This is a genomic window from Dongia sp., from assembly GCF_041910485.1.
GTDB lineage: Bacteria > Pseudomonadota > Alphaproteobacteria > Dongiales > Dongiaceae > Dongia.
On the sequence record NZ_JAYRQR010000047.1, the window covers coordinates 117,470 to 131,250 of the forward strand.

Genomic DNA, 13,781 nt, shown 5'->3' on the forward strand with positions numbered 1-13,781 from the left:
CTACTCCTCAATCCGCGAACGGATCCTTCACCAGGATCGTGTCATCGCGTTCCGGGCTTGTTGAGAGAAGCGCCACCGGCACTTCGATCAGTTCCTCGACGCGGCGAACGTATTTGATGGCCGTCGCCGGGAGTTGCGCCCAGGAGCGCGCGCCCTGGGTCGATTCAGACCAGCCTTCGAGCGTTTCGTAGACCGGCTTGGCGCGGGCCTGCAGGTCGGACGCGGCGGGGAGATAGGCATAGGGTTTGCCGTCGATCTCGTAGCCGGTGCAGATCTTCAGTTCCTTCATGCCGTCGAGCACGTCGAGCTTGGTGAAGGCGATGCCGTGGATACCGGCGACCTTGGCGGCGCGGCGCACGAGGGCCGCGTCGAACCAGCCGCAGCGGCGCTTGCGCCCCGTCACCACGCCGAACTCCTTGCCGCGCGCGCCGAGATGTTCGCCGATCTCATCGGTGAGTTCCGAGGGGAACGGGCCGGAGCCGACACGCGTCGTATAGGCCTTGGTGATGCCGAGAACGTAGCCGATGCCGGAGGGACCGATGCCGGAGCCAGTCGCCGCCTGCCCCGTCACCGTGTTCGACGAGGTGACGTAAGGATAGGTGCCGTGATCGACATCGAGCATGACGCCCTGCGCGCCTTCGAACAGGATGCGGTCGCCGCGCTTTCTGGCCGTATCGAGCATTTCCCAGACCGGGCGCACGAAGGGCGCGATCTGCGGTGCGATGGCGCGCAGCTTGGCGAGGAGATCGGCACCGTCGACGGGGGTCGCCCCCATGCCCTTCAGCAGGGCATTGTGATGGCGCAGGAGATTCTCAACCTTGCCCTCAAGGCCCTTGGCATCGGCCAAGTCGCAGACGCGGATGGCGCGGCGCGCAACTTTGTCTTCATAGGCCGGGCCGATGCCGCGACCGGTGGTGCCGATCTTGGCGCTGCCTTCGGCGGCACCTTCGCGCAGTTTGTCGAGTTCGCTGTGGAGCGGCAGGATGAGGGCCGCGTTTTCGGCGACGACGAGATTGTCCGGCGTGATCGAGACGCCCTGCCCGCGCAATCCGTCCATCTCCTTCAGGAGATGCCAAGGATCGACCACGACACCGTTGCCGATGACCGAGAGCTTGCCCGGGCGCACGATGCCGGAAGGCAGCAGCGACAGCTTGTAGGTGACACCACCGATGACCAGCGTATGACCCGCGTTATGGCCGCCCTGGAAACGTACGACGACGTCGGCGCGCTCGGAGAGCCAGTCGACGATCTTGCCCTTGCCCTCGTCGCCCCATTGCGAGCCGATTACCGCGACATTAGCCATGATATTCCTCTGCCTGAGATCAGTCTTTGAGGGCGCGCGCCTGGCCGCCCTCGAGATAATGCGAGCATTTGAGCCGCGCCGCCTCGGCGCGCGTGTCGGCGGCATCGAGCCCCTGCACCGTCACCCAGCCTTCGTTGCGCAAACGAAGGGCCGCTGCAGAATCGCCACCCAAGGGAATGAAGACGCGCTTGGCCCCGGCCGGAACCGGCAGGGTGGCGAGCAGCGTGTCGAGATAGAGCGAGAAGCCGGTCGCGGCCTCGCCCGCATGATTGACATAGCGACCGCCACGCCCGAACTCGCCGCGCACGCCGCGACCGAGCAGCGTGAAGGCGATGCCGCTGTGATATTCGAAACCGCGATGATCGGTCGGATCGATGGTGAGGGTGAGACCGGGCGCCGACTTGCGGATGAGCGCAATGATGGCGGCAAGATTGGCGCGCACCTCGGCACCCGGCGGCGGCAAATCGAGGCTCTCCAGCACGGGCAACGCCGTTTCGACCGGCCCCACCGCGCGCAGCAGCCCGAGGAGCATAGGCGCTTGTGCGCCCGCCAGTTCCGTCACCTTCGACGTATCCTTGCGATCTAGGGCGGCGATGAGATCGGCGCTGTGGCCGGCACCCAAAATGCTGGGGGCGAGGCGCGGCACGTTGAGATCGACGGCGAGATCGCGCACGCCGAGGCTGGTCAACGCCTCGACCGCCAGGAGAACCACCTCGGCATCGGCGGCCGCAGCCTCGGTGCCGATCAGTTCGACCCCGACCTGGCCCAATTGGCGTTCGGGGCGCATCTGCTCGCCCTTCACGCGCAGCACCTGCCCCGCATAGGAGAGGCGCAAGGGGCGCGGCATCTTCTGGAGGCGGCTTGCGGCGATGCGGCCGACCTGCGGCGTCATGTCGGCGCGGAGGCCCATCATGCGCTGCGAGATCGGATCCATCAGGCGGAAGGTGTGGGCGGCCATCGCCTCGCCTGGACCGGCAAGGAGCGAGTCTTCGAACTCAATGAGGGGCGGTTTGACGCGCTCATAGCCCCAGCGCGCGAAGGTGCCCACTAGGCGCTCAACGATCGCTGCTTCGAAACCGGCTTCCGGCGGGAGGCCATCGCCCAACCCCGCAGGCAGCAGGAACTTTTCGCCGGCATTATTGCTGGATGCGCTGGTCATCTTCAGGTTCGGGCTCGGGACTTAAGGTCGCGACGGAAGCCCGAACAGAGCGGCGGGAAGCAGGCGCTTCATCGCCGGACCGCTTGGGCAAGGGCTATTAGCGCAAAGCCTTTCGCGGTGCAAGAGCGGCGCTGGTCGCAGGGGCTGCCCGCCCCTGCGTTTCCGGCACCTAAGCGTTTAATTTACCTCGATTTCACCCTGCAGAACGCAGACCGCGTGACCGGCGATCCGCAGGCGGTCGCCCTTCATCGTCAGCCACAGATCGCCACCCCGCTTGGAGACCTGGCGGGCATGGAATTGCGCGCGCCCAGATTGTTGCTGCCAATAGGGGGCGAGCACGCAATGCGAGGAGCCCGTAACAGGATCCTCGGGGATGCCATGCAGGGGGGCAAAGAAGCGGCTGACGAAATCGACCCCTTCGCCGGCACCGTCCGCGGTGATGATGAGGTCGCATCCCAGCGCTTCAATGGCCGGAAAGTTCGGGACCGCGGCACGCACTGCCGCACCATCCGACAGGCGCGCGAGATAGGCGTCGTAGACCGGGCTCGCCACGACATCGACCGGCTGCTGGCCGATGGCGGCAGCGATGCGCCCCGGCAGGGTGGCGTCCGAATTCGCCTCGAAGCTGAGCAATGGAAAGTCGAGCTCCAGCCGATCACCGTCGACACGTACGAAGAGCTGCCCGGACAGGCTGTCGAAGCGCATTTCCGTGAGGCTCTTGTCGATAAAGCGCGTCAGCACGAAAGCCGAGGCCAAGGTGGCGTGGCCGCACAGCTTGACCTCGACCGTCGGGGTGAACCAGCGCAGGTGGTATTGACCTGCGCCGGTGGGTACGAAGAAGGCGGTTTCGGCGAGATTCATCTCGGCGGCGATGGCTTGAAGGGTTTGATCAGGCAGCCAGACGTTGAGCGGCATTACCCCGGCCGGATTGCCGGCAAAGGCGCGGTCGGTAAAGGCATCAACCTGGTAAATCGGGTGTTTCATGATCAGTTCTCCCTTCCCCTCGCCCGCATCATCGCCAGAACGGACGCGAGACTTCGGCTTCGACATCGCAGCGGGTGAGGCCGATATCCTTGAGCAGCCGATCATCGAGCGCCTCGAGCGCGCGGCGCTGCCGGTAGACGTCGAGACAATCGAAAAGATAGGTCACGATGCGGCGGGAAAGACCCACGGCAGCGCGGGAGCTAGGTCGGCCGAAGAGGGATGGACCTGACAACGCCGGCAACTTGTATCGAGACATTTTGTTCTCCTATGCTGACATAAAGTTAATGAATTCGATTCATTGCGCGGGATTGTACCCGCGACCGCATAATTGTTTTGACACTATCGCGAGTCAATCGATACATTGTCACCATGACAAGCTGGCAACCCGATCTTTCCGCCTTTCCCGGCCCCCGCTATCTGGCGATTGCGGACGCGCTGTCTGAAGACATCCGCCAGCAGCGCATGGCGCCGGGGACCCGCCTGCCCACGCACCGGGAACTCGCTTACCGGCTGGGGGTCACTGTCGGCACGGTGACGCGCGCCTATGCCGAAGCCGAGCGGCGCGGCCTCATCGGCGGCGAAGTTGGGCGCGGTACGTTCGTCCGGCCCGACGTCCGCCGCCGGCCGGAAATGCCCATCGACCGCGACGTAGAAATCGAAGCGGGCGGCTTCATCGATCTTTCCATCAACTTCCCGACACCGCGCGCCAACGATGCGCTGCTGTCGACGGCGCTGCAGCGGATGTCGGCACGACCGGGCATCCATACGTTGCTCGACTATCACCATCATGTCGGCCTGCCCCGCCACCGCGCAGCGGGTGCGCAATGGCTTGGCGAGCATCACTATCCTGTGGCGGCGGAGCGCGTCATCGTCACCGCCGGCGGCCAGCATGCGATGACGGCCGCACTCGGCGCGATCACCGAGCCCGGCGATGTCGTCGTCACCGAGAGCGTCACCTACCCGGGCCTGCGGCGCCTTGCCGACTTCCTGCGCATCCGTCTCCACGGCGTGCAGATGGATGCCGACGGCGTTGACCCGGAAGCATTCGAGCAGGCCTGCATCAACCTGCGCCCCAAGGCCTTCTACTGCGTCGTCAACATGCACAACCCGACCGGCATCGTCGTCTCGGCGGAACGGCGCCGAGCGCTCGCCGAAGTGGCACGCCGGCACGGCGTGAAGATCGTCGAGGACGATGTCTATGGGTTTCTCCTCGGCACGCGGACCATCGAGCCGCTGTCGGCGCATGCGCCGGAACTGGGCCACTATTTCACCAGCGTCTCGAAGTCGATGGCGCCGGGTTTGCGCGTCGGCTATCTGGCCATTCCCGAAGGCGCTCTCGATTCATTTGCCCAGGTCGTGCGCTCGACCACCTGGATGGCGGCGCCGCTCACGGCGGAGATCGCCGCCGACTGGGTCGAGGACGGGACCGGCATGGACCTGGCCGAGGCGCACCGCATCGAAGCCATTGCGCGCCAGCGCATGGCGCGGCGCATCCTTGCCGATGTGCAGATCTGCGGTGACGAATCCAGCTATCACATCTGGCTGAAACTGCCCGAGACCTGGACCGCCGACGGTTTTGCACTGCAGGCGCGGTTGAAAGGTGTCGGCGTCTCACCGGCGACGATCTTCTCGCTCACGCGCAATGCGCCGAACGGCGTCCGCCTGTGCCTCTGCGCGCCCGCCGATCGCCGCGTGCTGGAAGTGGCGTTGCAGCGCATCGCCGATCTGCTGCGCTGTCCGCCGAACTCGTCCGGCTTCGGCATCGTGTGAGTTCCATGACGGAGAAATCCCTCGGCAGTCCGGCTTCGGCGCGAACGGAAGCGATGCGGGGTCTTGCCGCCACCTTTCCGCTCATGGTCTCAGCCTTCCCGTTCGGCCTCATCTTCGGAACGCTGGCGACCGGCGCCGGTCTCTCGCCGCTCGCGGTGATGAGCATGTCGCTGTTCGTCTTCTCCGGCTCGGCACAGTTCATCGCCATCCTGCTGCTGGGCACCGGATCGGCCCTTGGCGTGATCTGGCTGGCCACACTCATCCTCAATCTGCGGCACCTCCTCTATGCGGCGACTTTGGTCGATCATGTGCGGCACCTCAATCAGAGCTGGCGCTTCGGCCTTGCCGCGATGCTGACCGACGAGACTTTCGCGGTGATGGAGCGGCGCTATCGCGAGGAAGGGAATGCGCCCCATGCGCATTGGTACTATCTGGCCTCCTGCCTCGGCATGTATCTCAACTGGCAGTTCTGGACCTATATGGGGATCGTGATCGGTACCCAATTTCCGGAAGTGAAGAACTGGGGCCTCGAATTCGCGATGATCGTGACCTTCACCGGCATCGTGGTGCCGGCGTTGCGCTCGGCCCCGTTCTGGCTGGCCGCGATCGTCGCGGGGCTGGTTGCCACATTGGGGAATGCCCTGCCCTACAAGCTGGGCCTGATGCTGGGGGCACTTGCCGGCATCCTGGTCGGCCTCGTCGCCCAGGAGTGGCAGCGGCGGTACCGGCGTGGTGAAAAGGTGATGCCATGAGCGCCATCGAGATTGTCCTGATGATCGGCGGCATGGCGCTCATCAACCTCGCCATCCGCTGGCCGGTCTATCTCTTTGCGGATCACGTGCGCTTTCCGCCCATCGTCGAGCGGGCGCTCGGTTTCGTGCCGGTCGCCGTGCTGACGGCCATTATCGTGCCGGCAACGCTCTATCCGGATGCCGACCAGGGCATTCAGCCTGGTTACACCAATCCCTATCTGGTAGGCGCCGTGGTTGCGGCGGTCGTGAGCTGGAAATGGAAGAAGCTGATGCCGACGATCCTCATCGGCATGGCGGTCTTCTTCGCGACGCGCTGGATCGTGGGCGCCTAGCGGTCGCGGATCATGGCGGCGAAAGTCGCCTCGGCCACCACCTGACCGTCCACCTTGGCGGTGCCCATGAAGCGCCAGACCGGACCGCGGGCGCGGTCCTTCTTCACTTCGAGACGCAGCTGGTCACCCGGCGTCACCGGGCGGCGGAACTTGCAATCGTCGATGCTCATGAAGAGCACGATCTTGCCCTCGGCCTCGGAACCCAGTGCATGGACGGCGATAACCGCCGCCGTCTGCGCCATCGCTTCGACGATGAGGACGCCCGGCATGACAGGAGCGCCGGGAAAATGGCCGGGAAAGAACGGCTCGTTGACCGTGACATTCTTGATGCCGGTGGCGCTGTCGCCCGAGACGACATCGATCACCCGGTCGATCAGCAAGAAGGGATAGCGATGCGGGATCATGCGCATGATCGACGCAATATCGATAACCCCGCCGGCAGCCGCTTGCTCCGTCATCACTGACCCTTCTTACTCATACTGATCGACAGCTCCTCCCGGCCCTTGACGGGCCGAGGCTACATCTTCACCGACGGCAGGATCTTGTTGAGCTGCGCGATGACACTGTCGGTAATATCCCAAGCCTGGGCGCTAACGACGATGACAGACTTCTTAAGAACAAGTGTCAGCTTGCGCGCCTGTGCCACGTCGAGAACAGCCTTGTTGAGCGCTTCAAAGATCTTCTTGCGGGCATTGCCGAAGGATGTATCGAGGCTCTTCCGCTTGGTTTCGAATTCCTTGCGGTAGGCGTTTTCCTTGTCCTGCAGCTTCTTCACCGCGTCGGCCACCTGGGCCTCGGTCATGCTGGCGCGCTGCTTGTTGAACTGATCGCCGGCAGCCCGCAATTCCTTCTGCTTGGCGGTGAAATCGGCCTGGAATTGCTTGCGCAAGGCCTCGGACTGCTTGGACAGAGCCTGCCCAGCCGTTGACGAAGACAGCACCTGCTCGACATCGACCACGCCAATCAGGATCGGAATCGACGCCGGATCCGTAGCTGGCGCCGATTGCGCCATGCTGGATTGGGCGTTGGACAAAATGAAGAGAGCCGCGGCGAAAGCCAAGGCGACCTTCGTCATGTAACGGAATTTAAACACGCGCGTAACTCCAATGGACAAATTGTTAACCTTAGAACGAGGTCCCGACGCTGAAACGGAAATACTCCGTCTTGTCGTAATCCTCTTTCAAAAGCGGATAAGCGAGGTCGACCGCAATCGGACCAAATGGCGACACCCAGGTCAGGCCGACACCGGCCGAAGCACGCAAGCTGGCGTCGTCATCAACATCGACATTGCTGATCAGATCCGTCCCCGTCAGCGTACCGAAATCGGTGAAGGCACGGCCACGAACGTTGAACTCTTCCGGCAGGCCGATCGGGAAGCTGGCTTGCAGCGTGCCGTCGAAGATGAACTGGCCACCCAGAGCGTCGTGCGTGTCCGCATCGCGGGGGCCGACACCAGCGCTTTCAAAGCCGCGCAGATTCTGACCGCCGAGCGTGAAAGCGTCGGTCACGCGAACACTGCCGCCGAATGGCGCTGCGATGTAACCCGCCTCGGCAGAGAACCCGATCGAGACGTCATCCGTTACCGGATAGAAGTACCCGCCGCGCACCATTGACTGAAGGTTAAACTCTTCGTCAGTGAAATCGGGACGCACAGAAATGATAGAGTTAGATAGGCCGATAAAATAGCCATCGCGCGGATCCGCGACATTGTCGCGCCGATCGTAGGTAATGTCAGAGCTCCAGGTCGTACGCAGCGTATAGCCTTTTTCGTCGCGGATCGCTTCCGACAGATCCTTGTCGACATCCGAGATTTTGTCGGCACTGATTCGGACACCCAGCGTGTGACGGGTGTACTCGGTCAGATCATACCCCATGCGCAGACCAAAACCGGTCTGGGACAGATCGTAATTGTCGTCGTGCACATCATTGAAGCGACGGTGGAACAGATCAAAGCCGGCCGACATATCCTTATCCAGGAAATACGGATCCGTAAAGCTGAGGTCGACCTGCGAGCGCTTACCGGACAGCGTGAAGTTCAAGCGCAGATCCTGTCCCTTACCGAGCAGGTTGCGTTCACGCACGCCGATATTGCCCAAGGGACCGTCCGCCGTCGAGAAGCCGGCACCAAAGGTCAGTTCGCCGGTCGATTGTTCGGCGACCTTCACCTTGACCACGGTCTTGTCCGGCGCACTGCCCGGCACGGTCTGGATATCGACCGCTTCGAAGAAGCCCAGATTGCGCAGACGCTGCTCGGTACGCTTCATCTTCGCGGTTGAGAACGCATCGCCCTCGGCGAGGCGGAATTCGCGACGAATGACCTTGTCCTGGGTACGGATGTTGCCGGTAATGTCGATGCGTTCGACATACACTTTCGGCCCTTCCTGGATGTCATAGGTCAGGTCCAGAACGTGGTTCTTGGCGTCGCGCTTGATGCGCGGGCGCACGTCGACAAAGGCGTAACCGAGGCTTCCCACCCGGTCGGCGATCGCCTGGACCGATTTGTCGACCAGCGTCGCATTGTACCAATCGCCCTCACCCGTCTGGACTTCGCTCCAAAGCGAGTTCGGATCGAGGTCCTTGAGGGTTGTCTTGATGTCGACCTTGCCGAGCTTGTAGCGCTCCCCCTCTTCCACAGTGAAGGTGATGAAGAAGGCTTCCTGGTCCGGCGAGAGTTCGGCTACCGCGGAGACGACGCGGAAATCGGCGTAGCCTTCCTCAAGGTAGAATTTGCGCAAATTCTCCTTATCTACCGTCAGCCGATCGGGATCGTAGGTGTCGGCATTGCTGAGGAAACGGAACCATGCGCTTTCGCGGGTGATGACCACATCGCGCAGATCGTCGTCGTCGAACACCTTGTTGCCGACGAAGTCGATGCGCTCGATATCCGTCGTGTCGCCTTCATTGATTTCGAAGACCAGATCGACGCGGTTCTGATCGAGCTTGATCACCTTGGGATCGACCGTGGCCGCAAAGCGCCCGTTGCGGCGATAAAGATCGAGCAGGCGCTTCACATCCGACTGCACGCGCTGCTGCGTGTAGACGACGCGCGGGCGAAGCTGGATTTCGGTCTGCAATTGATCGTCGTCGAGGCGATCATTGCCTTCGAAAGCGATGCGGTTGATGATCGGATTTTCCGTCACCTGGACGACCAGCGAGCTGTTCTCGCGGCGGAAGTTGACGTCGGCAAAGAGCCCAGTCGCGAAAAGGTTCTTCAGCGCCTTGTCGATGGCCTTGGCGTCGAACGGATCGCCCGGGTTGACGCCCATGTAACTGCGGACCGTATCCGGCTCAATTCGCTGGGTGCCTTCGATCCGGATTTCCTGGATCGGGTCGCCGGCGCTGATCGACTGGGCGAGCGCCACGCGGTGCATCGGCACGGCAATGGCCGCCAGCAAGACAGCGGCAAACACGCCACGGATGACAGCGCGGGTAACGCTGGAAGTGCCGGCCCTCCCCCTGGGGGCGCAAAGCAGCGTACGCAAGAAAGCCATTTTACGCATCATCCGGTTCAGGTGAAGAGCCCGTGGAAAAAATCGACGACTTTCAGATAAACCAAGTCGTTCCAAGTGGCAAATATCATGAGGCTAAGTACCATGGCGAGGCCGATTTTTAGCCCCCACTCCTGAGCCCCTTCGCTCAACGGCCGCCCCCGAGCCGCCTCGACCGCATAGTAGGCAAGATGCCCACCGTCCAGCATCGGGACCGGGAATAGATTGATAAGTCCGAGGTTGAGGGACAGCATCACGGCCCAAATCGTCAACTGATAGAACCCGATTTCGGCGACCGCCCCGGAAAGCGTGGCGATTCGAAGGACGCCGCCAATCTCACTCGCCGGCCGGACGCCCCAGATCATCTGCCAGAGTCCCTGCAGCATCTCGGTGGTCTTGGTATAGCAATAGTCCACTGCTGCCTTGGCGGCATCGGTGAGCCCAAGCTGAATCATCGGGCCACCGCTTTTGCTGATCACGCCCAGACGGGCCACTTGGGCGTCTCGGCCCAGAATGTCCTTCTGCACGATGATCTTGGGTGTCGCCATTACGGTTTGCTGGGCACCGTTGCGCTCGACTGTGACTTGTAGCGGCTGATCCAGATTGAGGTGGATGTAGTCCGCCACCTCCTCGAACGTGGCAATCTGCCGGCTGTTGAGAGCGATGATCTTGTCACCCGGCAGCAGACCGGCCTCCTGCGCGGCCGATCCCGGGCTGATCTCGTCGATCACCGGTGAGATGAACTGCTTCCCGAAGCCCCAGAAAAGGACCGTCAGGACCAGGATGGCGAAGATGAAATTGGCAATCGGACCGGCGGCCACGATGGCAGCGCGACGGCCGACGCTCTTGTTCATGAACGAAACTTTCCGGTCGGCCTCGCTCATCTCGACCGGCAGTTCGCCGCCTTCCAATTCGTTGGGTGCTTGGCCGAACATGCGCACGTAACCGCCCAGCGGCAGCAGGCTGAATTTCCAGCGTGTCCCATGCTTGTCGGTGAAGCCGAAGAGTTCGCGGCCGAAGCCGATCGAGAAGACTTCAACACGGACGCCACACCAGCGCGCCACCAGGAAGTGGCCGAGCTCGTGGACGAAGACCAAAGGGGTCAACAGGAGAAGGAACACGAAGACGTTGCGCGAGAAGTCCGCGGCGATGTCCATACCAACTTTGCTCCCTGTTTCCCTAACCCGTTATCAGACCAAGTCTTTCAGTGCCCTGACAGACCTAGCTGTTCTTGCGCCGCGCCGCTACCTCGACCCCGGCGACCTGGCGCGCTTCGGCATCGGTCGCCAGCACGTCGTCGATGCTGGTGAGAGACCCGACCGGCATCTTGGCCAGGACCGCTTCGACACTGGCCGCGATATCCGTGAACCGGATCTCATTGCCGAGGAAAGCCGCCACGGCGATCTCATTGGCGGCATTGAGAATGGTGGGCGCACGGCCACCGGCCTTCAATGCCTCCCGCGCCAAGCGCAGCGCCGGAAATCTTTCAGGATCAGGCGCTTCGAAGGTGAATTGCGAGATCTTGGCGAAGTCGAGCCGGGCCGAGGGCGCCTCAATTCGATTGGGCCAGCCCAGCGCATAGGCGATCGGTGTCCGCATATCGGGGGTTCCCAGCTGTGCCAGGACCGAGCCGTCGCGATAGGCGACCATCGAATGGATGACCGATTGCGGATGAACGAGGATATCGATCTGGTCTTCCGGTAGGCCGAAAAGATGGTGTGCCTCAATGAGTTCGAGGCCTTTGTTCATCATCGAAGCGGAATCGACCGAAATCTTGGCACCCATCGACCAGTTGGGATGGGCAACGGCCTGGGCCGGCGTCATCTCGGTCATCTCGGCATAGGTCTTGGTACGGAACGGGCCGCCCGAGGCCGTGAGGATGATCTTCTCGATCGCCGGGATCTTGTCGAAGTCGAAGACCTGGAAGATCGCCGAATGCTCGGAATCGACCGGCAGCATGGTGGCCTTGTGCTTGGCCACCTCTTTCATCATCAGTGACCCGGCACAGACCAGCGTTTCCTTGTTGGCGAGGCCGATGAGGGCGCCGCGGCGGACGGCGGCCAGTGTCGGCTCCAGGCCGGCGGCGCCGACAATCGAGGCCATCACCCATTCAGCCGGTCGCTCGGCTGCTTCGATCACGGCCTTGCGGCCAGCGGCGACCTCGATACCGGTCCCGGCGAGGGCCGATTTGAGCTTGTCGTAATTCTCGGGCCTGCCGGTGACAGCGAGGCGCGGCTTCAGCTTCAGCGCTTGCTCGACCAAAAGGTCGACATTGCCGTGGGCGGTCAGCGCCTCGACCCGGTAGGCGCCGGGATTGCGCTCGATCATGTCGATGGTGTTGCAGCCGACCGAACCGGTCGAACCAAGAACCGTGACGCTGCGGGGGCCGGTCGCGGGAGATTTAAGCTCCGTCACCGTTCCGGTCATAACCATGAGAGCACACTACCTTCGCCAAAATAGTCCAACGCCGCAACGGCAACCGATACCGCCAGCAGCCCATCCACCCGGTCCAGGACGCCCCCATGACCCGGGATTATATGGCTGCTGTCCTTCATCCCAAAGCGCCGTTTGAAGGCGGATTCGATGAGATCGCCGACCTGCTCTATCACAGCCAGTCCGCCGCTCAAAATCATTAATTTCCAAATGCTTGGAAGCCCCAGAAGAAGACCGGTAACCAATCCGACTATGGCCGCTGCGACGATGCCACCCAAGAGCCCCGCCCAAGTTTTGTTGGGCGAGATGGCGGGAGCGAGCTTCGGTCCGCCGATCGACCGGCCGGCCGCATAGGCGCCGGTATCGGTGGCGATCACCAGGGCCAGGATCCAGGCCAGAAGTTCGATCCCCTGCCCGGTCACCGGGTCGTCGCGCACCCAAAGGAGGGCGATCGCCGGGACCGCCACGTAAAGAACGCCCAGACCAAACCAGATGGCGCGGCTGCAATGCCGGGGAAGGGCCAACAGAGTGGCGAGGATCACCCCGATCGCGGTCGCAGTCGTAACCGGGAGTACCTGCACCGAGAGGCCGAAGACGTCGCCCCGCGCATCGAGCAGGATCAGGAGCACAATCGCCACGAGACCCAAACCGGCCAAAGTCCAGTCAGAAACCGGCAGGCGGGCTGCCGGGCTGGGGTCGGCCGGGTTGCGGCGACGGCCGGCGATGCGCGCCCATTCCCAGGCCATGATCGCGGCGAACAGAATGACGAAGGCGTCGAACCAGGGTTGGCCGAGATAGGCGACGATCACCACGACCGGGATCAGGACCAGAGCGGACATGATCCGGACGGTGAGATTGCTCACCTTCTTGGGTTGGCTATTCGGTGGCGCCATAGCGGCGGTTCCTGCCGTGGAATTCGGCGATGGCCGCCTTCATGTCCTCCTGGCCGAAATCGGGCCAGTGCTTCTCGAGGAAGACGAACTCGGCATAGGCGCACTGCCAGAGCAGGAAATTGCTGATGCGCTTTTCCCCGCTGGTACGAATGAGGAGGTCCGGGTCCGGCATGCCGGCGGTAAAGAGAAAGCGCTCGAAGCGCGTCTCATCGATCTGGTCCGGCGTCAGCTCGCCACGCGCCACCGCCTCGGCCGCGCGACGCGCCGCCTCGACAATCTCTGCCCGCGAGCCATAGCTCAGAGCAATGGTGAGGGTGAGCTTTTTGTTGGCGGCGGTCTTCGTTTCCGCCGCCTCGATCAGGGCGACGACGTCGGGCCCGAGGCGCGAGCGGTCGCCGATCACCTGCATGCGAATGCCGTTCTGGTGCAGTTCCTCGATCTCGCGGCGGAGATAGAGCTTCAGGAGCCCCATGAGATCGTCGATCTCCGCCAGCGGGCGCTTCCAATTCTCGGAGGAGAAACCGAACAGGGTCAGATATTCGACCCCGCAGGAAATGGCGCCTTTGACGGCGCGCCGCACGGCTTCGGCACCGCTGTTGTGGCCGACCGTCCGCGGCAAGCCGCGCGCCCGCGCCCAACGGCCGTTGCCGTCCATGATGATGGCGAC

14 protein-coding genes are annotated in these 13,781 nt (G+C 62.9%); 3 read left to right on the forward strand and 11 right to left on the reverse strand.

The window, feature by feature from the left end; genetic code table 11:
- Positions 1-7: 7 nt before the first annotated feature.
- The 4 genes from ACE3PP_RS15385 to ACE3PP_RS15400 form a co-directional block, all read right to left on the reverse strand.
- Positions 8-1,303 carry an adenylosuccinate synthase gene (locus ACE3PP_RS15385; protein WP_374383837.1) on the reverse strand — a complete coding sequence of 432 codons (1,296 nt, stop codon included), beginning with the start codon at positions 1,301-1,303 and terminating at the stop codon, positions 8-10.
- Positions 1,304-1,322: 19 nt separating this feature from the next.
- Positions 1,323-2,462 (reverse strand): ATP phosphoribosyltransferase regulatory subunit, encoded by a 1,140-nt coding sequence (locus ACE3PP_RS15390; protein ID WP_374383839.1) that lies wholly within the window; start codon positions 2,460-2,462, stop codon positions 1,323-1,325.
- Positions 2,463-2,639: 177 nt separating this feature from the next.
- Positions 2,640-3,446, reverse strand: a complete 807-nt coding sequence (locus ACE3PP_RS15395) for a PhzF family phenazine biosynthesis protein (protein ID WP_374383841.1) — start codon at positions 3,444-3,446, stop codon at positions 2,640-2,642.
- A 28-nt stretch (positions 3,447-3,474) separates the two neighbouring features.
- A complete protein-coding gene (locus ACE3PP_RS15400) occupies positions 3,475-3,702 on the reverse strand; it encodes a DUF1127 domain-containing protein (RefSeq protein WP_374383843.1) in 228 nt (75 codons plus the stop codon).
- A 113-nt stretch (positions 3,703-3,815) separates the two neighbouring features.
- On the opposite strand from ACE3PP_RS15400, the gene ACE3PP_RS15405 reads away from it, so the two are divergent.
- Genes ACE3PP_RS15405 through ACE3PP_RS15415 form a run of 3 tightly spaced genes read left to right on the forward strand, consistent with a single transcriptional unit; the run spans position 3,816 to position 6,300 of the window.
- A complete protein-coding gene (locus tag ACE3PP_RS15405) occupies positions 3,816-5,216 on the forward strand; it encodes a PLP-dependent aminotransferase family protein (RefSeq protein ID WP_374383845.1) in 1,401 nt (466 codons plus the stop codon).
- 5 nt (positions 5,217-5,221) lie between these two features.
- The gene (locus ACE3PP_RS15410; RefSeq protein WP_374383847.1) at positions 5,222-5,968 is read left to right on the forward strand and encodes an AzlC family ABC transporter permease; all 747 of its coding nucleotides are present in this window, start codon (positions 5,222-5,224) and stop codon (positions 5,966-5,968) included.
- The gene (locus ACE3PP_RS15415) at positions 5,965-6,300 is read left to right on the forward strand and encodes an AzlD domain-containing protein (protein WP_374383849.1); all 336 of its coding nucleotides are present in this window, start codon (positions 5,965-5,967) and stop codon (positions 6,298-6,300) included. The genes ACE3PP_RS15410 and ACE3PP_RS15415 overlap by 4 nt, the downstream gene beginning before the upstream one ends.
- On the opposite strand, the gene fabZ is transcribed toward ACE3PP_RS15415, so the two are convergent.
- The 7 genes from fabZ to uppS all read right to left on the reverse strand — a co-directional run bounded on the left by fabZ (position 6,297) and on the right by uppS (position 13,769).
- Complete coding sequence (gene fabZ, locus ACE3PP_RS15420) at positions 6,297-6,758, reverse strand: 3-hydroxyacyl-ACP dehydratase FabZ (protein ID WP_374383851.1); 462 nt, start codon at positions 6,756-6,758, stop codon at positions 6,297-6,299. The genes ACE3PP_RS15415 and fabZ overlap by 4 nt on opposite strands.
- Before the next feature lie 59 nt (positions 6,759-6,817).
- On the reverse strand, positions 6,818-7,393 hold the full coding sequence (locus ACE3PP_RS15425; protein WP_374383853.1) for an OmpH family outer membrane protein: 576 nt from the start codon (positions 7,391-7,393) through the stop codon (positions 6,818-6,820).
- A 31-nt stretch (positions 7,394-7,424) separates the two neighbouring features.
- Entirely contained in the window at positions 7,425-9,791 is a 2,367-nt protein-coding gene (gene bamA, locus ACE3PP_RS15430; protein WP_374383855.1) for an outer membrane protein assembly factor BamA, read from the reverse strand.
- A 17-nt stretch (positions 9,792-9,808) separates the two neighbouring features.
- Positions 9,809-10,945 carry an RIP metalloprotease RseP gene (rseP, locus tag ACE3PP_RS15435; RefSeq protein ID WP_374383857.1) on the reverse strand — a complete coding sequence of 379 codons (1,137 nt, stop codon included), beginning with the start codon at positions 10,943-10,945 and terminating at the stop codon, positions 9,809-9,811.
- A 64-nt stretch (positions 10,946-11,009) separates the two neighbouring features.
- Positions 11,010-12,221: a 1-deoxy-D-xylulose-5-phosphate reductoisomerase gene (locus ACE3PP_RS15440; protein WP_374383858.1), complete on the reverse strand. Its 1,212-nt coding sequence runs from the start codon at positions 12,219-12,221 to the stop codon at positions 11,010-11,012.
- The gene (locus ACE3PP_RS15445) at positions 12,212-13,114 is read right to left on the reverse strand and encodes a phosphatidate cytidylyltransferase (RefSeq protein WP_374383860.1); all 903 of its coding nucleotides are present in this window, start codon (positions 13,112-13,114) and stop codon (positions 12,212-12,214) included. Before ACE3PP_RS15445 ends, ACE3PP_RS15440 begins: the two co-directional genes overlap by 10 nt.
- A complete protein-coding gene (uppS, locus tag ACE3PP_RS15450; RefSeq protein ID WP_374383962.1) occupies positions 13,098-13,769 on the reverse strand; it encodes a polyprenyl diphosphate synthase in 672 nt (223 codons plus the stop codon). Before uppS ends, ACE3PP_RS15445 begins: the two co-directional genes overlap by 17 nt.
- Positions 13,770-13,781: the final 12 nt, after the last annotated feature.